Below are 19,229 nucleotides of genomic sequence, written 5' to 3'. Positions count from 1 at the left end.
GACGACATGGAGAATGACGATGAATCCGAGCAGCGCTGCGCGGGCGACACCAACGGCCACCGTCGGTGGGCCCATCCTGAAATACGTAGAGGCCAATGGCGTGCGGTTCGCCTATCTCGAACAGGGGACCGGCCCCCTCGTGATGTTCCTGCACGGATTTCCCGACAACGCCTGGTCATATCGCAAGCAGCTGCAGGTCTTCGCCGATGCTGGTTATCGTGCGATCTCGCCGTTCCTGCGCGGCTACGCGCCGACTGGGATTCCCGCGGACGATGTCTTCGACCCCATCGCGCTCGGCAAGGACCTTGAAGCGCTCATTGCGGCGCTGAGCGAGGATGGACAAGCCTGCGTGGTCGGCATGGATTGGGGCGGCACCTCGATCTTTCAGGCGCTGGCCACGGCGCCATCGTCGATCAAGGCCGCCGTGGTGATGAACACGGCTCACCCGATCACATTCTCGAGCATCAGGCGGGATCCCGAGATCGTTCGATCCATCTTCCACGTCTACTTCTTCCAGCTGATCGGCGCCGAGTCGGCGGTCAATATCGAGGGACTGCCCTTCGTCGACTATCTCTGGAAGCTGTGGTCGCCGACCTTCGACAACCAAGAGCATCTTCGTTCGGTCAAGGAGACGCTCGGCTCTCCCGGCACCATGGCCGCGGCCCTCAAATATTATGGAGGCCTCACCGAAGCGAGCCGCATGGGCCGGCTGCCGATCAACGACATGCACACGCCGACGCTGACAATCTATGGCAGCAACGATCCGACGGCGAAGTATTCGGTGAAAGAAGAGCGGCTGTTCAAGGGGCCGCACGAGCGCGTCGTTCTGCCCGACGTCGGGCATTTCCCGCACCTTGAGCGTGAGACCGAAGTCACCGGCCTGATCATGGACTGGTTCAGGACGCACGCATCCGCCTGAAAATAATCGCGGGCGCCGGACGGCGCCGCAGATCGATCCCATGGATTCTCTCAGCAGGAGTGCACGCGATGGACATAAAGACACAGCAGAAATACGCGGAGACGTTTCTCAGTCTCCACAGAACGGGGGATCCGCTCGTTCTGTTCAACGCGTGGGACGCCGCTACCGCCAAGGCCATTGCCAAGTCGGCGCCGGCCATCGCGACCAGCAGCGGAGCGGTCGCCTCCGCCCTTGGTTATGCCGACGGAGAAAATGTCCCGCTCGACTTGGTGGCCGGCCTGGTGTCGCGGATCACCGCGACCGTACCGGTCCCGGTATCGATCGATCTGGAAGCGGGATATGGCGACACCCCGGAGGCCGCCGCGGCTTCGGCGACGAAAATTCTGCAAGCCGGCGCCGTCGGCATCAATATCGAAGACGGGCTCTCCGGCGGAAAGCGCCAGCTCATCAGCCCCGAACAGCACGCCGCGAAGATCAAGGCGGTGCGCAATGCCGCGCAAGATTTCGGCATTCGCCTGTTCATCAATGCGAGGACCGATCCGTTTCTGCTGAAGTTCGGATCGCCGGATGATTGCCTGAACGAAGCGGCGCGCCGCGCGAAGGTCTATGCGGAGGCCGGCGCCGACGGGATTTTCGTTCCCGGCCTCACCGACCTCGCGCTGATCGAGAGGCTGGTTCGGCTTGCGCCGCTTCCCGTCAACATCATGGTGACGCAAGGTGTTCCCGAAATTCCCGATCTGGCCCGCGTCGGCGTTCGGCGGGTGAGCCTCGGGCCGTGGCCCATGATGGCAGCGATGCGCGTCATCGGACAGGCCGCCGCGGGGGTCGCCGCGAGCAAGCAGTACGGCACGTTCCTGCAGCCGAACGCCTGAGCCAACCTCTCACGCCGCGCTCGCGACGCGGTCGGTGTGACAGCCGGCATGAGCTCGCCGGCCCGGCGGCTCTGGCCTCCTCGCTGCTGTAGCCGAACAGCGCCATGAACGCCGAATTGACGTAGACGATGTTCTGCTCGACGTCGGTGAGGTTAACGTCCCCATGGTGTCCAAGACGTTTTTACAACCGGCCCCGAAGCGCCCAACATGCGCCATGCTTAACGTTCCGCGAACAACGCCAAAATGTCTTGATATGCACGGAACCTATTCGGCGTCCGTTCCCGCCCGGGGCCGGTGCAGCTGGCCGGCCACGGCCCGCACCTTGCGCGGCGCAGCCTGCCAGATCGCGAGCGCCGACAATCCGCTCACGGCGATGGCGATGGCGAAAGCGAGCGTGTAGTTACCGGCGCGATCACAGAGCAGACCCGTCACCCACGGCCCCGCCGCGCCGCCGGCCAGCGCCGCCAGCATGATCGTGCCGAAGATGCTGCCCTGATGCCTGCACTGGAAGATCTCGAACACCACCGCGCCCATGATCGAGGTGAGGCCGTAGCCGAGCGCGCCTTGCGTGAACACCATGACGTAGACCAGCCACAGGGAGGGCTGGAACTTCAGCGCCATCAGCGCCGCGAAGCAGATCGCGAACCCAGCGCAGCTGATCGCCCAGACCCATTCCCGCCCGATCCGATCGGAGACGTGGCCGAGCCAGATCTGGCCGGGAATGCCGAGCAGGCTGACGATGCCGAGCGCCCACACCGCGACGGAGGGGCTGAAGCCGATATCGAGCAGGAACTTGGTCTGATGCACCTGCACCGCGTACCAGATGTACAGGCCGCAGAAATAGCCGAGCGCGATCCACCAGAAGCGCGCGGTCGCAACGGCGCGGGCGAGCGTCCACTCGGTCGCGACCCAGGCAGGATCGACCACGTTCGAGACCGGCTTGGCAGCGCCGGACGCCGGCGCAGCGTCGCCATCAGGCTGGAGGCCGATATCCTCGGGCCGCTTGTGCAGCAGCAGATTGATCGGCGCCAGCACGATCAGGAGCAGCAGGCCCATCACGGTGCAGGCGGTGCGCCAGCCGGTCTGCTCGATCATGTGCTGCACCCATGGCAGCAGCGTCACCGAGCCGAGGCCGACGCCGGCAAAGGCAATGCCGATGGCAAAGCCGCGCTTACGGATGAACCAGTTCGGCAGGAACAGCGATTGGCCGGAATAGCCGAGACACACGCTGCCGGCGCCGACCATGACGCCGAGCGTCACGTAGAGGTGCCAGGGCGCGCTGGTCAACGGTGCCAGCAGCAGCCCGCCAACCATCAGAACGACGCCGAGCTCCATCACCGCGCGGGGACCGGCGCGATCCATCAGCCGGCCGATCAGCGGGCTCGCGACAGCGGAGGCCACGAAGCCGAACGAGAACGCACCCGCGGTGACACCGCGCTCCCAACCGAACTCGGAGATGATCGGCGGAAAGAACAATGAGAAGGCGGTGCGCGCGTTGACGCCGATCGCCATGGTGACGAAGGTCACGACGACCACGAGCCAGCCGTAGAAGAACGGAAGCCGCATTGTATGTTTCATCCCTGGACGATCCTTCGGACCATCTGGGGCTGCCTGGGTCAAGCGATTTTCGCGCATGCGCGTTTGAGTGTGGTATTCGCGAATAAGAATAAAGAGAGTGTGGCGAGCAGCGTCATTGCGGCCATCCTTCGAGACGCCCGCTGTCGCGGTCGTCTCGAAGGCGCTCAGGCCGCGTCGCGCTGCGACGGCTGGGCGGCTTCGTGCAATTCGATCTGGCCGACCGGCATCGGGCGGCCGAACAGGTAGCCTTGCGCAAAGTTGACACCGAGCGCGGTCAGCCGCTCGAACTCCTCGGCTGTCTCGACGCCTTCGGCGGTGACCGACATGTCGAGCCCGCGCGCCAGCGTCACGATAGAGGAGATGATGGCGGATGAGCGCGGCTGATGTGTGAGGTTGCGGATGAATGACTTGTCGATCTTGATCTTGTCGAACGGAAACGCGGTGAGATAGCTCAGCGACGAATAGCCGGTGCCGAAATCGTCGAGCGCAAGCTCGATGCCGATACTCTTCAGCCGCTCCATGAAGGCGTGGTTTTCGACGCCGCGTTCCAGCAGTACCGATTCCGTGATCTCGATCTCCAGCCGCTGCGGCGGCAGGCCGCAATCGGCGAGCGCGGCGCAGATCATCTCGAATAGCTCGGCTTCCTTGAACTGGATCGGCGACAGGTTGACGGCGACCATCAGGTCTGAAGGCCAGCCGGCCGCATCGGCACAGGCGCGCCGCAGCACGAATTCGCCGAGCGGCACGATCAGCCCGGTCTCCTCCGCAAGCGCGATGAACTGATCCGGCGGGATCAGGCCGCGGCCCGGATGCCGCCAGCGCACCAGCGCCTCGAAGCCCCGCCGCGCGCCAGTGAGCGCATCGACGAACGGCTGATAGTGCACTTCGAGCTGGCATTGCGCGATGGCATCGCGCAAGTCGCCTTCCAGCGTGTTGCGCGCCTCGAGCTCGGCCGACATCGCCTCGTCATAGACGGTGTAGCAGTTGCGGCCGGCCGATTTCGAACGGTAGAGCGCAAGGTCGGCCTTCTTCAGCAGCTGCTCCTGATCGGTGCCGTGATCCGGCGCGATCGCAATGCCGATGCTGGTGCCGATCTCGACGCGATGGCCGGGCAAGAGGAACGGCTCGGCCACGAGTTTTGCGATCCGCGCCGCCAGCTCGGTCGCGCAGGCGCGCTGGTCCTCGCACCCTTCCTGGATGATGGCGAATTCGTCGCCGCCGAGCCGCGCCAGCACGTCGCCGGCGCGCAAGGCGGACCTCAGCCGCTGCGCCACTTGGCGCAGCAGCACGTCGCCGGCACCGTGACCGAGGGAATCGTTGACGTTCTTGAAGCGGTCGAGATCGAGCATCAGGATCGAAAAGGCCGCACCGGCATCGTCCAGCTGGCGATTGAGCTCGTCCAGCCGGGCGAGGAAGAAGGCGCGATTGGGCAAGCCGGTGAGGATGTCGGTGTGGGCGAGCTCGAGCACGCGCCGATTGGCCAGCGACAGCCGCCGCGAATTGCGGCTCGCGAGCATCAGGTAGGTCGACAGCGACAGCGTCAGCAGCATGCCGAGGACGAGCACCGCGGCCGCGCGGTCATAGGCCGTCTCCAGCGCACCGCCGGCCGTCGGCATGGCGCGCACCTGCCAGTCGGTGTCCCCGATCTTGAGACCGCCCGACCAGTGCAGCGTCCGCGCGACATCGCGCATCGACTGCGGCGCGGTGGCGGGCGACGAAAAATCCGGCAGCATGTCCGCGAGGCTGACGATCTGCCCCGTGAAGGGTGGATAGACGTTGACGCTGACCGCGGGGCTTGCGCCGGTGGTCACGCGGATGGTGTGGAGCAGCAGCGGCAAATCGAAGATGCCGACGACGAAGCCCGTGAGATTGCGGCGCCGATCCGCAACCGTGTCGCGCGACGTCCCCTTGGCATAGACGGGCAGCGCCACGAGCACGTCGGGTTGCGGGCCGCCCTCCTTCGACTCGAAGAGGCGGGTGCGAATGGACGCGCCCCGGTCGTTGTCGCGCGCGCGCTCCAGCGCTGCGCGGCGCTCCGGGATGGTCGCGTAGTCCATGCCGTAGACTTGCGACGTCTTCGGCTGGGTCGAGTAGAACACCGGAAAATATTCGTCTCCCTGCGGCGCGGTCGAAAAGCTCTCGCCTTGAAGCGACTTGATGCGATAGCCGGAGACGCCGTCCGTAATCGCGGCAGCCTCGTATTCGGCGCGCTCCTTGCGGTTGACGCGGGGCAGCCAGGCGATGCGCAGCATGCCGGGATGGCGCTCGAACAGACGGGCGCTGAAAGCCTCGAATTCGCTGCGGGTGATCTCCTCGTTGCTGGATTCGAACAGCGTGCGCAGCGCGACCAGTCGCGAGATGTACTCGCTCATGCCGTTCTGCATGACGATGGCCTCGGTCTCGGCCGCGTTCTCGAACTCGATCCTGTTGACGCGGTCTTCCCAGCGCGCGACGACGGCCGCGCCCACGATCGAGAACAGCAGCCCGACGGCGACGGCGACGAGCGCAGGACGGTAGAGCCCGAGCAGCGGCGCGGCACGCCACCATCCGGTCACACGCTTCCGATCCTGATCGTTCTGATCGCGACCGCCCATCTTTGATCCCGCAAGTCCCCTCGGCGCGCCAGTGCGAACTTCTGGTTGAGCGACCGGCGCGACTATCGGATGGGAAGCGCGGTTAAGAACTGCACAATTTCGGAACCTTCGTGGTCCGCATCACGCGGCTTAGTTAATGATTGCCCCGCAAGTTTCGGCAGTCTGGACATAAGTTGCCGGTTTTCTCCGGAATCGTACGGACCCCGCTGGTCGTGGGGCAGTTAGCGACCTGTTCAGGGGCGCAGACCTATCCTTCCGCCAGGCGCCTCCAACATCCGGCAAAGCACCCTCATGACACGATCGCGATCCGCGACATCCGTCGCCCTGGTTATCGCATGGCTGGCCGCGTTCATGCTTCCGGCCAAAGGCGAGAAGACCGACGAGGAGGCCGGCGTCAGCGCGGACACGATCCTGTTCGGCCAGGCCGCCGCGCTCGAAGGCCCCTCGTCTGCGCTTGGTCTGCGCATGCGACAGGGCATCGTCGCCGCGTTCACCGAGATCAACGCCAAGGGTGGCGTGCACGGCCGCAAGCTCCAGCTCATCAGCCACGATGACGGCTACGATCCCGACCGTTCGGTGGCGCAGACGCTGCGCTTGCTCGACGAGGACAAGGTGTTCGCACTGATCGGCGCGGTGGGCACGCCGACGGCAATGGCGACGATCCCGATCACCAGTGCGAGGAACATTCCCTTCATCGGCCCGTTCAGCGGCGCTGAATTTTTGCGCGATCTCGAGCTTCCGAACGTCGTCAACATCCGCGCGAGCTATGGCGCGGAGGCCGAGGCCTGGATCAAGCACCTCACCGAGGATCGCCACTTCACCCGCATCGGCATCTTCTACCAGGACGATTCCTTCGGCCGCGACGGTCTTGCCGGCGTGAAGCGCGCGCTCGCCAAGCGCGGCCTGGAGCTCGCCGCCGAAGGCACCTTCGAGCGCAACACCCGCGCGGTTGGCTCGGCCTGGCGCACGATCAAGCGCGCCGAGCCCGAGGCCATCATCATGGTCGGCACCTACGGTCCCTGCGCGGAGTTCATCAAGCTCGCGCACCGCAGCGGCTCCTATCCGACCTTCGTCAACATCTCCTTCGTCGGCGCTAATGCGCTCGCCAAGGAGCTCGGCCCCGAGGGCGACGGCGTGATCGTTTCGCAGGTCGTGCCGTTTCCCTGGGATCGCTCGCTCAAGCTCGTCGCCGATTATCAGGCGGCGCAGAAAGCGATCGATCCGACGCTGACGCCTGACTTCGTGTCGCTCGAAGGCTATCTCTCCGGCCGCCTCGCCGCCGCCGCGCTGGAAAAGGCCGGGCCGCAACCGACGCGCACGGGCCTCCTGCGCGCCATCAACGACGTCGGCAGCTTCGAGATCAGCGGCAGCATCGTCACCGTCGGCCTGCGCGCACTCGACGCGCCGCCGAAAGTGTTCTTGACGGTGATCCAAAAGGACGGGACGTTCAAGGCGGTGGACCGGCTGTAGGCCGCGGGAGATCGAACTTGCGACGGCGCAGACGATTCATGGCCGCCGCGTCCAGCGGTCGGCGTTGACGGCGCCCTGAGGCACCTCGCCTTTGACGATCGCTTCGACCTGCCGGACGGTTTCCAGCGACTGGTATTCGATCGCCTGCGGCGTCAGGCCGCCGACATGGGGCGTCGCGATGACGTTTGGCAGTTTCGCGAGCTCCGGCGACGGCATCTGGTCGGGCGCGCGGCCGACATCCATCGCCGCGCCGGCGATGCGGTTCTCCAGCAACGCCTTGGTGAGCGCGGCCTCGTCGACGAGATTGCCGCGCGAGAGATTGATGAAGACGGCGTGCTTCTGCATACGGGCGAGCGCCGCCTCGCCGATCAGATTCTCGGTCTGCTCGTTGGCGATCGCAAGACAGACCACATAGTCCGATGCGGACAGGAGCTCGTCGAGGCTGACGTGCCGGATTGCACTGTCGCTGACGGTTGCGAAGGGATCGGCGACCAGCACCTCCATGCGCAGCACCTTGGCGATCTCGGCGAGATAACGCCCGATGCTGCCATAGCCGATGATGCCGATACGGCTAGCGGCGAGCTGGCGGCCCATCCGCGCCTCCGGCTTGCGGCCGGCCTGGTAGTCCGCCGTCGTCCGCGACACGCCGCGGGAGAGATCGACCATGAAGCCGAGCGCGAGCTCGGCGACAGCCTGGACGAAGCCGGGCCCTGCGCGGGTCACGAGCACGCCAGCCGCTGAGGCCGCTTCCACATTGACGTTGCGGATATCGACGGCGCAGCGGACGAAGGCGCGCAGGCGCGGCAGCTGCGCAAAGATCTCGCCGCGCCCCTCGGTCATGCGATCGGCGACGATGATGTCGGCATCCTTGGCGGCGCGCACGAGGCCGGCCGAGTCGAGCGCGTCATCGCCCTCGTGCAGGATCACCTCGGCGGCCGCGCGCAGGCCGTTCAGGCTGCGGTCGCCGTAGTAGTTGCGGCGCATCTCCGGCGTGTGAGCGAGCAGGACCTTCACTGCAGACTCCTTCAGTAGCCGAATGCCCGCGGCAGCGCGGTCGAGAGCCATGGCACAAAGGCGATGACGAGCAGGCAGAGGAACAGGAGGCCAAGGTAGCCCATGATGGGCTTGACGGTCTGCTCGATCGGCACATTGCCGATCAGGCAGGCGCCGTAGAGCCCAAGGCCCAGCGGCGGCGCGAACAGGCCGATGCCCATCGCGATGACGAGCACGACGCCGAAATGCAGGGGATCGACGCCGAGCTGCACCGCAACCGGCAGCAGCAGCGGCCCGAAGATGATCAGCGCGGCGGCGCCCTCCAGCACCGAGCCCATCACGATCAGCACGACGATCGCGAGCAGGATGAACAGCCAGACGCCCGAGGTCTTGGACAGGCCGAGCATGACATCGCCGACCGCATGCGGCACCTGCTGCAAGGTCAGCGTGAACGCCAGCGATTGCGCGGCGGCGACGATGAACAGCACGAGGCCTGCGCGCGTTGCCGCCTGCACGAAACTATGCGCGGCCGATCTGAAGCCGAGCTCGCGGAACACGACACTGCCGACGACAAGCGCATAGGCGACCGCGAAAGCCGAGATTTCCGTGGCTGTGGCAAAGCCGCTCTTGAAGCCGAAGAAGATCATGAAGATCAGGCCGAACGAGGCGATCGCACCCGTCCAGAGGCCCGACACCGGTGCCCGCGGCGCGATGTCCTCGGCCTCCGCCGGCGGCTTGCCGAAGATGATGGAGACCGCGATCAGCACCAGCGCCATCAGCGCCGCCGGGAGCAGTCCCGCCATGAACAGGCCACCGATCGACAGGTTTGCGACGAAGCCGAGGATGATCAGGTTGATGCAGGGCGGAATTGTCTCGGCCATCACGGCGGATGCTGCGAGCAGCGCGACCGCGCCGCCCGGATTTTGCCTGGAGCGGCGCGCGGCCGGGATCAGCACCGAGCCGACCGCCGCAACGTCGGCCATCTTCGAGCCTGAGATGCCCGAGAACAGCACCATCGAGGCCACCATCACGACGTTGAGGCCGCCGCGCATGCGGCCCACCGCGCGCTGCAACAGCTCGATCAGCCGCACCGACATGCCGTTGGCTTCCATGAGGTAGCCGACCAGGATGAAGAAGGGAATCGCGAGCAGGACGAAATTGTCGATGCCGCGCGCCATCTGCTGGGCGAAGATGACGCCCGGCAGCGCGCCCTCGACCCAGATGAAGATCAGCGCGGCCAGCGCCAGCGCAAAGCCGATCGGCAAGCCGCCGAACAGCGTCGCGAAGAAGCCGATCAGCATCAGCGCGCCCGCCGAGGGCACGGACGACGGCGACAGGTAATCCCAGGCGAGATAAAGGCCGGTGACGATGACGATCGCCATGAGTCCTCTGATGATGTCAGGAAGCGGCCTTGCGCAGAGATGATCGACGGCGAACACCGTCATGAACGCCGCGCCGACGCCCATCGGGTAGAATGTCAGCTCCAGCGGCAGGCCGGAGCCCGTGGTCTGGCCGGCCGTGAGCGAGCCCAGCTTGATCGCGTTGTAGGCGACATAGCCCGAGATCAGCACGATCAGCAGCGCGCTGGCGGCATCGACCAGCGAGCGCAGCCGCACCGGCAGGAGGTCGCGGAAGAAGGACACGCCGACGTTCTCGCCGCGCGCGAGCGCGCTTGCCGCGCCGAAGAAGCCCGAGCCGACCATCAGGCCGCGCGCGACGTCATCGGACCATTCGACCGGCGCATTGAAGAAGAAGCGCAGCAGCACGGAACCGCAGACGACGATGAGATCGGCGGCAAGCAGGATCGCCGCAATCGCGTCGCTGACGCGAAGCAGCAGGGTGATACTCCCGTGGCGGCCGCCCGAGACGGGCACGGCGGCGGTCATCGTCATCTCAGGCTTGAGTCGCGCGGATCATGTCGATGACGGGCTTCGATTCCGGCCGCGCCTTGATGAAATTCTCGATCTGCGGCGCGACGCGCTTCTTGAAAGCCTCGCGGTCGCATTCGGCCACCGTCACGCCCTTCTCGGTCAGGGCCGTCAGCGCCTCCTTCTCGACCGCGAGCCCATGGGCGCGCGTGTCGGCCGCGGCCTTCTTGGCGGCATCGAGGAAGCCTTCACGCAGCTTCGGATCCATGCGGCTATAGGTCATGTCGCTGAAATAGATCGCGAGCGGCGAGAAATTGTGCTGCGTCAGCGCGTAGAACTTTGAGGTTTCGAAGAACTTGCTGGCGAGGATCGTCGGCGGGTCGTGCTCGAGGCCGTCGAGCACGCCGGCCTGCAACGCCGTGTAGATCTCGCCGAAGGCGAGCGGCGTCGCGGCGGCGCCCATCAGCCGCAGGCATTCCGTGATGACGGGATTTGGCAGGGTGCGGATCTTGAGGCCGGCGAGATCCTCAGGCGTCTTCACCGGCTTCTTCGCCAGCACGCTGCGCGAGCCGAAATTATAGGCCCAGGCGATGATGCGGATGTTGCCGCCCTTGAGCAGCGCGTCCTCGATCGGCTTGGCGGCACCGGAATCGAACGCCTTGGTCTGCTGCGGGAAGCTCGAGAACAGGAAGCCGAGATCGAAGGTGCCGACCAGCGGCACCAGATTGGCCGAGATCGAGGAGCCCGACACCATGAGGTCGATGACGCCGAGCTTCACCGAGTTGATGACGTCGATCTCCTGGCCGAGCTGGTTGTCCGGAAAGAAGGCGACCTCGACCTGCTCGCCGAGGCCGTTGCCTTTCAAATTCTTGACGAGATTGTCGTAGTAGACGCGGCCATTGGCGTATTTGGGATCGTTCGGCAGCGAGGAGGAGCATTTCAGCTTCAGCGTCGCAGCTTCGGCGCGGCCGATTATCGCGGGAGAGAGCACGAGGCCGGCGGTGACCGCCGCCGATGACTTGATGAACGCGCGACGGTTCACGGGCACGATGGTCATGGTGCGGTCTCTCCCAAGCATTCTTGTTTGCGGCCGCGATCGTTGTCGCGGCCTGTTGCGCAGACTGTATGGCCAAAGCGACGGGGCAGGCAAGGGTTGCGCCCTGACCTCGCAAAGCCGCGCGCGGCGAATGGCGAGGACACGGACGCACAGCGAAACGGTCATGTTTGTGCGGGATCCGCGGTGCGGATAGGCCCGCGGCGGGGGACGCGAGAGAGCACCTCCCGCATCAGCGCAGATCGATCCAATTGGCGCATGGATCAATGCGCAATTCACATGGATTGCGCCGCAACGATGCTTTCCCCTTCGGCAGATGCCCTGCCCCATTTGCCGCAGCGGGCAGAGTGATCCAGCGCACAGACTGTGTCATGGCACAGACGTAGAAAAGGTGACATCATCGCGCGCATTGCCGATGGAGGTGACACCCATGCGCCGTCCCGTCCTTTGCAATCTGCTCCTTGCATCCGGCCTTCTTGCATTCACACAATTGATGACGCCGACGGAGGCCGCCGCCGAAGCGCGGCTTGCACTCGTGATCGGCCAGTCCGCCTATCGCACCGTGCCGGAACTGCCGAACGCCGCCAACGATGCCAACGGCATGACCGAGTTGCTCGGCAATGCCGGCTTCACCGTCACCACGGCGGCCAATCTCGGTCAGAACGAGATGCGCGCGGCGATCTCGGATTTCGCCGGCAAGGTCAGCGCCGGCGGCGCCGATACCGTCGCCCTGGTGTTTTATGCCGGCCACGGTCTCCAGATCGACGGCGAGAATTATCTCGTCCCTGTCGACCTCGATCCCAAGCGCGAGGCCGACATTCCGCTGCAGGGCGTGCGGCTGAACGACCTGCTCAACACCCTCGGCGCGCTGCCGACGCGGGCGCGCATCTTCATGCTGGACGCCTGCCGCAACAATCCGTTCCCGGCGCTGAGCGGCGCCGGCCACGGGCTTGCGATCGTCGACACCAAGGCCGGCGCGCCCGGCTCGTTCATCTCCTATTCCACCTCGCCGGGTGCCGAAGCCGAGGACGGCAACGGCGTCGACAGCCCCTACACCACCGCCGCACTGAACATCGCCAAGCAGCCGAACCTGCCGATCGAGGAGGTGTTCAAGCGCATCCGCGTCGCCGTGGCGCAATCGACCGACGGGCGGCAGATCCCCTGGGAAAGCTCCTCGCTGACGGCCGATTTCAGGTTCTTCGGCGATAGCGGCAGTTCGTCCCTGCCGGGCGCATCATCGATGGCGCTTGCCAGCGGCACACGCAGCGTCGAGGACTGGCGCAAGCATCTGCAGGGCAAGGACGCCAGGGCGGCCTATGAGATCGTGATCGCTGACGACACGGTCGAGGCCTATCAGGCCTATATCGAGCTCTATGCTCAGGACGTCCGCACACCGCGCTTGCGCACCGTGCTGGAGCGCCGGCGCCAGATGCTGGCCTGGGAGCGCGCAGTCGCCATCAATACCCGCGCCTCGTTCGAGGCCTATCTCGCCAACTGGGACAACAGCGACCTGGCTGCGACGGCCCGCCGGCTGCTGCTCCGCGTGCAGAACCGCAACTATGCCTTGCCGGTCGCGGCCGCGGCGACCCCTGCCCCGATCGCCGTCGCATTGGCGCCGACCTGTCCGTGCTCGACGCCGACGCCGCCGGCGAGCCCGGTCAACCCGGCCGTCGCGCCCATCATCAAGAAACGCGTCGATGACACGCCGCCAAAGCGAAAGGTCGACGAGACCCCGCCGAAACGCAAGGTGGTCGAGACGCCACCAAAGCCGCGCCGGCCGGCGCCCGATGAAGTAGTTTACGAGCGCGCACCGCCGCCGGATCGCGGCCCGCCGCCTGGCGCGATCATGGAAGGCATCGGCATTGGGATCGGCATCGGCATGGGCATGGGTGGTGGCGGCCGCGGCGGCGACTACCACAACGACCGCGGCCGGTACTGAGGCATCCACTGCACTGCGAAGAGGTGTCCGCAAGCCTTGGCTTGCGGACATTCTTGTTGATGACGAAGAAGTGGCTCGATCCGCCGCTCTCCTCTCCTGAAATGCTGTAGTCTGATCGATCGACGCGGGCCTTTCGGGAGACGACACATCGATGCCGCACGACGCTCATGCCAAGGATTCATCCAAGCACGCATGGCCGTTGTTCGGCTCGCTCGCGTCCTACTCCCTGCCGGGCGACCTGATGGCGGGGCTGACGCTGGCCGCGATTGCGATCCCGGAGCAGATGGCGACCGCGCGGCTCGGCGGCTTTGCACCCCAAATCGGCTTCTTCGCCTTCATGGCGGGCTCGCTCGGATTTGCGCTGCTCGGCGGCAACCGCTTCCTGTCCTGCGGCGCCGACTCCACCATCACACCGATCTTCGCCGGCGGGCTCGCGGCGCTGGCGGCTGCCGGCTCACCTGAATATCAGAGCCTTGCGATCGCGCTGGCGCTGATGGTCGGCGCCATGATGCTGGCGGGTGGCGCGTTCCGGCTCGGCGGCATCGCCAACCTGCTATCGGTGCCGGTCATGGTCGGCTTCCTCGCCGGCATCTCCGTCCACATCATCGTCTCGCAATTGCCGGGGGTGCTCGGGCTGGAATCACCGGGCGGCCCGACGCTCGATCGCATCGGTGTGCTCGCAAGCGAGATCGGCCGAACCAATCCGATCACGATCTGCATCGGTTTTGGTGTGCTCGCCGTGGTCTTCATCTCCGAGAAGATCAGCGCGAAAATTCCGGGTGCACTGATCGGGCTGGTCGGCGCAACGCTCGCCACCATCGCGCTCGGCCTCGAGAGCAAGGGCGTCAGCGTCGTCGGCAGCGTGCCGGGCACGCTGCCGCGGCCGACCTTCCCCGAGCTTGCGCCGGAACTCTGGGTGCGCCTCGTCCCGCTCGCCTTCGTCATCACGGTCGTGGTGATGGTGCAGACCGCCGCGACGACGCGCTCGTTCCCGTCCGATCCCGATGAGCCGGCCGATGTCGACCGCGACTTCCTCGGTGCGGGCGCCGGCAGCGTTTTGGCGGGCCTGTTCGGTGCGTTTCCGGTCAATGCAAGCCCGCCACGGACCGGCATCGTCGCCGAGACCGGCGGACAATCGCAGCTCGCCGGCCTTGCCGCAGCAGTGATCGTGCTGGCGCTGCTCGCGTTCGGTACCGGGCTGTTGCGGCACGTGCCCGACGCTGCGCTTGGCGGTATCCTGCTGTTCGTCGCGCTGCGGATCATCCGCGCCAGACAGATCGCCACGATTTACCGGCAGTCGTTCAGCGAGTTCCTGCTGATCGTCGCCACCGCCGCACTGATCGTCGTGGTGCCGATCCAGCAGGGCGCCTTCCTCGGCATCGTGCTGTCGCTGCTGCACGGCATCTGGAGCACCACGCGCGCCAGGCTGGTCGAGTTCGAGCGCGTGCCGGGCACCACGATCTGGTGGCCGGCGCATCCGCATATCACCGGCGAGCGCATCGCGGGCGTTGCGGTGATCGGACTGCAGGCGCCGCTGTCCTTTCTCAACGCGCCAGCTTTCCGCAGCGACGTGAGCAAGGTGCTGGGCACATCGACACCGCAATTGCTGGTGCTGGAAGCGAGCGGAATGGTCGAGATCGACTTCACCGCCGCGCAGATCTTGCTCGACGTGTTCAAGGCATGCAGCGAGCAAGGCGTCACGGTTGCGCTGGCGCGGCTGGAATCAGTGCGGGCGCAGGACGCGTTCGAGCGGTTCAGACTGTTCGATGCCCTGCCCCGCGAGCACGTCTTCCACAGCGTGGATGAGGCCGTGCGGAAGCTGGCGAAGTGCCGATAATGCTGCAGGTTCGATGTGTCTTGTGAGCGGCCGATCGCTCCACAAACTCGTCATGCCCGGGCTTGTCCCGCGCTTCCAGTTTTGCAGGAGTGAAGACCGTGGATGGCCGGGACAAGCCCGGGCATGACGATGTGGAAACGGAAGCACCAAAAATCACGCCGTTTTCATATCCAATAGCCCTCGGCCGCAGGCGCGGGAGGGAGCGCACCTTCGATGCAGCGGCGGTTTGCCCTCTAGGACGCCAGCGTAGGATGATCCCGCTGCACCGTCTCGCGGATCCAACTGGCGTGAATGGCGCGGAACAGGATCTGCGCGGTCCTGAGGTCGCCCGCCGTCATGCAGAGATCGACGATGCGGCGGACCGCGTCGTCGCGCATCAGATCGTCCGAGATCCTCATCGCGATCTCCATCGCCACCTTGGCGGCGCGCTCGTAGCGTTCGCTGTCGCGCTTGACGTTACGCGTCGAGCCGGCGGCGCTCGGAGCCGCAGCGTCACAGATCGCGCGGATGCGCGCGGCGGCCTCGATGTCGCCAAGTGGTCCCTCGATCGCCTCGTCCCAGATCTCCTGTCGCGTCTTGCGCGCGAACCACCTCATCGCCCCACCATCTGCGATCTTCTAGACGCCATATCGCCCCGCTTCAGCGTCCCGAGCATAGGGGGGCCAATCGATATCGGCGAGGCGATTTTTTCCGCACGCTCCATCTTGACGTCGTTAGGACGTCCGACGTGGTCCGATAGCCTCGAACTGCGCCTTCTGCTCGTCGTTCAGCGTGGCGTAGAAATCCTCAAGCGCCGCGCGCACCGACTTGACGCCGTCGAGCATCACATCGAGCCGCTTGCGGACCGCGGCCATTCGCGCCGGCGGCGTCATCACCTCGCTCGGCTGGCAGGCCGCCTTGAGCGATGCGCTGACCCTGGCGCTGGTGTCCTGGAGCACCTGTAGCGCCGCGCGCTGCGTGTCGTTGGGATGAAGCCTCGCCTCGATGTCGCTGCCAGGCCATTCAAGCGCGGCAGGCGCGCACGTCTGGACCAGCGATCCCCCGCTGCCGCTAGGAGCCGTCGCGCGGCGCTGATCTTCGGCCAGCGCATTGAACCGCGCCTTCTGCTCGTCGGTGAGCGAGCCATAGAAACTGTCGAGGGCGGGCTGAACGAGTTCGACGGCTTTCACCATAGCCTCGACACGCTGCTGCATTGCTGCCAGCCGGCCGGGTGCGGTTGCTGCGACCTGGGACGGACAGGACGCGCGGATCAGCGCTGCAGCGTCAATCGAGGCATTGCCGAGTGCATCGAGATTGGCGCCTTGCGCCTCGGTCGGCTGCACCGCGGCGGCGATCTGATCGATCGGCAGATCGACGATTTCGCGGCGGTCGCTGCCGCAAAGCTGATCCAGCGCAACGCCTCGCGCTTGCCGCCGTCCCTGCGGACGCTGCGGCAGATAGGCCGCCAGGCCGTCATAGCCGTAAGGCCCGAACAGGCCGGCGTAAATGTCCTGATAGCCGTAGCCCCAGAAGCCGAGGCCGTCGCCCCAGATCGTGTAGTCGTAGACATCGTTATAGGCGAACGGCCAGAACAGCGGTCCGACCCAGCCGTAACCGCCGCCCGCATGTTGCCACCATCCACTGCTGGCGCCATGCCAGCCGGCGAGCGCGGCCGCGGCCGTGATCTGGGCGCGCGCCGCCGGATTGCTGATCAAGCGGCCGTTGCGGAAGGCACGGGAATGCGCGTTGAACGCGTTGCGGAAATGCGCAGGGCGGATGGACGCATTGCGGATCTGACCGAAATTCGAACCGTGTCGGGCGCTGGTTGCAAACCGCATCGCGCGGTGATGGCCGCCACCATGCACATGCCCGAAGCCGTGGCCATGGAAATGGCCGCCGCCGTGATGGCCACCGCCATGGCCGCCACCGTGTCCGCCCTTACCCAGAGCCGTCCCTGCCAGCATGCAGGTGAGCGCCATCACCGTAATTCCAATGACCGGTCGCAACATCGCACCCTCCCGCAAAGCCGCGCCATAGAGGCATCGGAAATTGTCGGGAATTGGAACCGGCTTGGTTGCCGAAAGTTCCCGGACCGCGCGCTACGCCTCCGGCACGATCTTGCCGGGGTTGAGGATGTTGAGCGGATCGAACGCCTGCTTCAGCGCGCGCATCGCCTCGATCGCCTCGGGGCCGAGTTCCGCCTTGAGATATTTCTGCTTGCCCTGGCCGATGCCGTGCTCGCCAGTGCAGGTGCCGTCCATCGCCTGCGCGCGCTCGACCAGACGATGCATGAACTCCTCGCCGCGCGCCATCTCGGCGGCGTCGTTGGTGTCGCAGACCAGCGAGCAGTGGAAATTGCCGTCCCCGACATGGCCGACGATCGGCGACAGCAGATTGAGGCGCTCGAGGTCCTCCTCGGTCTCGCTGACGCAGTCGGCAAGGCGCGAAATCGGCACGCAGACGTCGGTCGCAACCACGCCGATGCCGTCGCCAGGACGCAGCGCCTTCACGGACCAATAGGCGTCGTGCCGCGCCTGCCACAATTTCGTGCGGTCCTCCGGCTTGGTGGTCCAGGAGAAATCGCCGCCGCCGCACTCCTTGGCGATCTCGCCGAACGCCTTCGACTGCTCGGCGACCTCGACCTCGCTGCCGTGGAATTCCATCAACAGCAACGGCGTCTCCGGCAGCGTCAGCTTGGAATAGGCATTGCAGGCCCTCACCTGCGCGGTGTTGAGCAGCTCGATGCGCGCCACGGGAATGCCGGTCTGGATCGCCAGGATCACGGCCTGACACGCCCCATGCACGGTCTCGAACGACACCGCGCCGGCTGCGATCGTCTCGGGAATACCGCGCAGGCGGATGGTCAGCTCCGAGATAATGCCGAGTGTGCCCTCGGCGCCGACGAACAGATGCGTCAGGTCGTAGCCCGCGGAGGATTTCCTCGCGCGCGTGCCGGTGGTGATGATCTCGCCGTCGCCGCGCACCACCTTCAGCGCCAGCACGCTGTCACGCATGGTGCCGTAGCGCACCGCATTGGTGCCGGAGGCGCGGGTCGAGGCCATGCCGCCGAGGGAAGCGTCGGCGCCAGGGTCGATCGGGAAGAACAGGCCCTGGTCGCGCAGATGCTCGTTGAGCGCCTTGCGGGTGACGCCGGGCTGGATCACGCAGTCGAGATCCTCAGCATGCACGGCGAGCACCTTGTTCATGTCGCGGAGGTCGATCGAGATGCCGCCGGCGGGCGCGTTGACCTGGCCTTCGAGCGAGGTGCCGGTGCCGAACGGAATGACGGGGACGCGGTTCTTGGCGCAGATCCGCACCACGTCCTGGATGTCGGCGGTCTCCTGCGCCATCACCACGCCGTCAGGTGGCTGGTTGACGATCCACGTGGTGGTATGGCCGTGCTGCTCACGAACGGCCTGCGAGGTGATGAGGCGGTTGCCGAACCGCGCGGCAAGCTGCTCCAGCGCGCTTGCAAGGGCTTTCGGCTCGACCCGCGGCGGATTATTGGTGATGGTCGTACCCACGGACATTCCTCCCGACAGAAGAACCGTGGCAAAGGACATAAAGCCGGTCAAGTCAAGCGACCGGACGCATAGCCAGGGAAGGACGCATGCCGGAGAGTGCCGCTTCAAAGCCCGCCGCCGAGCCGTTCCGCGCCTCGATCATGCAGATCGAGCCGCAATGGATCGACTATAACGGCCATCTCAACATGGCCTATTACAACGTGATGTTCGACCGGGCGATCGACGAGCTCTGGCTCGAGCTCGGAATGGGGCCGGCGTACAAGAAGGAGCGTCATGGCTCGACCTTCACCGCCGAATGCCATGTGCGGTATTTGCGCGAGATCCATCTCGGCGATCCCGTGCAAATATTCGTCTGGCTGCTCGCCGCCGATGACAAGCGCCTGCATACGTTCGAGGAGATGCGGCACGCGACCGAAGGCTGGCTGTCGGCAACTTCCGAGAACATGTCGCTGCACATGGACATGAACGCGCGACGCGTTGCGCCGTTTCCGCCCGACATCCGCGAGCGCATTGCGACCGTGGTCAAAGCCCACAGCGCCGTGCCGCGGCCCGAGGGCATCGGTCGCAACGTGGCGATGCCCTCGAAGCGGTAAGCTCAGCAA

15 protein-coding genes are annotated in these 19,229 nt (G+C 65.8%); 6 read left to right on the top strand and 9 right to left on the bottom strand.

Going from position 1 to position 19,229, the window contains the following annotated elements:
• Positions 1 to 19: 19 nt before the first annotated feature.
• Complete coding sequence (locus ACVWY3_RS00245) at positions 20 to 919, top strand: alpha/beta fold hydrolase (protein WP_456836659.1); 900 nt, start codon at positions 20 to 22, stop codon at positions 917 to 919.
• Positions 920 to 987: 68 nt separating this feature from the next.
• A complete protein-coding gene (locus tag ACVWY3_RS00240; protein WP_456843249.1) occupies positions 988 to 1,791 on the top strand; it encodes an isocitrate lyase/PEP mutase family protein in 804 nt (267 codons plus the stop codon).
• Here the strand turns inward: ACVWY3_RS00240 and ACVWY3_RS00235 are convergent.
• The 3 genes from ACVWY3_RS00235 to ACVWY3_RS00225 form a co-directional block, all read right to left on the bottom strand.
• Complete coding sequence (locus tag ACVWY3_RS00235; RefSeq protein WP_456843248.1) at positions 1,721 to 1,921, bottom strand: hypothetical protein; 201 nt, start codon at positions 1,919 to 1,921, stop codon at positions 1,721 to 1,723. The genes ACVWY3_RS00240 and ACVWY3_RS00235 overlap by 71 nt on opposite strands.
• A gap of 134 nt (positions 1,922 to 2,055) precedes the next feature.
• On the bottom strand, positions 2,056 to 3,357 hold the full coding sequence (locus ACVWY3_RS00230; protein WP_456843247.1) for an MFS transporter: 1,302 nt from the start codon (positions 3,355 to 3,357) through the stop codon (positions 2,056 to 2,058).
• Between the two features lie 176 nt (positions 3,358 to 3,533).
• Positions 3,534 to 5,963, bottom strand: a complete 2,430-nt coding sequence (locus ACVWY3_RS00225) for a bifunctional diguanylate cyclase/phosphodiesterase (protein ID WP_456836658.1) — start codon at positions 5,961 to 5,963, stop codon at positions 3,534 to 3,536.
• A gap of 291 nt (positions 5,964 to 6,254) precedes the next feature.
• Here ACVWY3_RS00225 and ACVWY3_RS00220 point away from each other — a divergent pair, with 291 nt between their 5' ends.
• On the top strand, positions 6,255 to 7,433 hold the full coding sequence (locus ACVWY3_RS00220) for an ABC transporter substrate-binding protein (protein WP_456836657.1): 1,179 nt from the start codon (positions 6,255 to 6,257) through the stop codon (positions 7,431 to 7,433).
• Positions 7,434 to 7,469: 36 nt separating this feature from the next.
• Here the strand turns inward: ACVWY3_RS00220 and ACVWY3_RS00215 are convergent, their stop codons facing one another.
• The 3 genes from ACVWY3_RS00215 to ACVWY3_RS00205 are packed head-to-tail and all read right to left on the bottom strand — an operon-like array spanning position 7,470 to position 11,351.
• On the bottom strand, positions 7,470 to 8,447 hold the full coding sequence (locus ACVWY3_RS00215; RefSeq protein WP_456836656.1) for a hydroxyacid dehydrogenase: 978 nt from the start codon (positions 8,445 to 8,447) through the stop codon (positions 7,470 to 7,472).
• A gap of 11 nt (positions 8,448 to 8,458) precedes the next feature.
• A complete protein-coding gene (locus ACVWY3_RS00210; protein WP_456836655.1) occupies positions 8,459 to 10,312 on the bottom strand; it encodes a TRAP transporter large permease in 1,854 nt (617 codons plus the stop codon).
• A gap of 7 nt (positions 10,313 to 10,319) precedes the next feature.
• Positions 10,320 to 11,351, bottom strand: coding sequence for a TRAP transporter substrate-binding protein (locus ACVWY3_RS00205; protein WP_456836654.1), 1,032 nt, complete (start codon positions 11,349 to 11,351; stop codon positions 10,320 to 10,322).
• Between the two features lie 427 nt (positions 11,352 to 11,778).
• On the opposite strand from ACVWY3_RS00205, the gene ACVWY3_RS00200 reads away from it, so the two are divergent.
• Together ACVWY3_RS00200 and ACVWY3_RS00195 are read left to right on the top strand one after the other, a co-directional pair.
• Positions 11,779 to 13,287, top strand: coding sequence for a caspase family protein (locus ACVWY3_RS00200; RefSeq protein ID WP_456836653.1), 1,509 nt, complete (start codon positions 11,779 to 11,781; stop codon positions 13,285 to 13,287).
• Between the two features lie 151 nt (positions 13,288 to 13,438).
• Complete coding sequence (locus ACVWY3_RS00195) at positions 13,439 to 15,124, top strand: SulP family inorganic anion transporter (protein WP_456836652.1); 1,686 nt, start codon at positions 13,439 to 13,441, stop codon at positions 15,122 to 15,124.
• 233 nt (positions 15,125 to 15,357) lie between these two features.
• On the opposite strand, the gene ACVWY3_RS00190 is transcribed toward ACVWY3_RS00195, so the two are convergent.
• From ACVWY3_RS00190 to ACVWY3_RS00180, 3 genes are all read right to left on the bottom strand, one after another.
• On the bottom strand, positions 15,358 to 15,720 hold the full coding sequence (locus tag ACVWY3_RS00190) for a hypothetical protein (protein ID WP_456836651.1): 363 nt from the start codon (positions 15,718 to 15,720) through the stop codon (positions 15,358 to 15,360).
• A 117-nt stretch (positions 15,721 to 15,837) separates the two neighbouring features.
• Positions 15,838 to 17,112 (bottom strand): Spy/CpxP family protein refolding chaperone, encoded by a 1,275-nt coding sequence (locus ACVWY3_RS00185; RefSeq protein ID WP_456836650.1) that lies wholly within the window; start codon positions 17,110 to 17,112, stop codon positions 15,838 to 15,840.
• 90 nt (positions 17,113 to 17,202) lie between these two features.
• Entirely contained in the window at positions 17,203 to 18,627 is a 1,425-nt protein-coding gene (locus ACVWY3_RS00180; protein ID WP_456836649.1) for an FAD-binding oxidoreductase, read from the bottom strand.
• An 86-nt stretch (positions 18,628 to 18,713) separates the two neighbouring features.
• Between ACVWY3_RS00180 and ACVWY3_RS00175 the strand changes: the two genes are divergently transcribed.
• Positions 18,714 to 19,220 carry a thioesterase family protein gene (locus ACVWY3_RS00175; protein WP_456836648.1) on the top strand — a complete coding sequence of 169 codons (507 nt, stop codon included), beginning with the start codon at positions 18,714 to 18,716 and terminating at the stop codon, positions 19,218 to 19,220.
• Positions 19,221 to 19,229 lie beyond the last annotated feature (9 nt).

The organism is Bradyrhizobium sp. USDA 4486, from assembly GCF_054057995.1.
This window is presented reverse-complemented; position numbering and strand designations above follow the sequence as displayed.

What these genes read in the sequence shown, in the direction of transcription:
- ACVWY3_RS00245 (WP_456836659.1), top strand. Translation starts at nt 20, where the DNA reads ATGAATCCGAGCAGCGCTGCGCGGGCGACACCAACGGCCACCGTCGGT.
- ACVWY3_RS00240 (WP_456843249.1), top strand. Translation starts at nt 988, where the DNA reads ATGGACATAAAGACACAGCAGAAATACGCGGAGACGTTTCTCAGTCTC.
- ACVWY3_RS00230 (WP_456843247.1), bottom strand. Translation starts at nt 3,357, where the DNA reads ATGCGGCTTCCGTTCTTCTACGGCTGGCTCGTGGTCGTCGTGACCTTC.
- ACVWY3_RS00225 (WP_456836658.1), bottom strand. Translation starts at nt 5,963, where the DNA reads ATGGGCGGTCGCGATCAGAACGATCAGGATCGGAAGCGTGTGACCGGA.
- ACVWY3_RS00220 (WP_456836657.1), top strand. Translation starts at nt 6,255, where the DNA reads ATGACACGATCGCGATCCGCGACATCCGTCGCCCTGGTTATCGCATGG.
- ACVWY3_RS00210 (WP_456836655.1), bottom strand. Translation starts at nt 10,312, where the DNA reads ATGACCGCCGCCGTGCCCGTCTCGGGCGGCCGCCACGGGAGTATCACC.
- ACVWY3_RS00205 (WP_456836654.1), bottom strand. Translation starts at nt 11,351, where the DNA reads ATGACCATCGTGCCCGTGAACCGTCGCGCGTTCATCAAGTCATCGGCG.
- ACVWY3_RS00200 (WP_456836653.1), top strand. Translation starts at nt 11,779, where the DNA reads ATGCGCCGTCCCGTCCTTTGCAATCTGCTCCTTGCATCCGGCCTTCTT.
- ACVWY3_RS00195 (WP_456836652.1), top strand. Translation starts at nt 13,439, where the DNA reads ATGCCGCACGACGCTCATGCCAAGGATTCATCCAAGCACGCATGGCCG.
- ACVWY3_RS00190 (WP_456836651.1), bottom strand. Translation starts at nt 15,720, where the DNA reads ATGAGGTGGTTCGCGCGCAAGACGCGACAGGAGATCTGGGACGAGGCG.
- ACVWY3_RS00185 (WP_456836650.1), bottom strand. Translation starts at nt 17,112, where the DNA reads ATGTTGCGACCGGTCATTGGAATTACGGTGATGGCGCTCACCTGCATG.
- ACVWY3_RS00175 (WP_456836648.1), top strand. Translation starts at nt 18,714, where the DNA reads ATGCCGGAGAGTGCCGCTTCAAAGCCCGCCGCCGAGCCGTTCCGCGCC.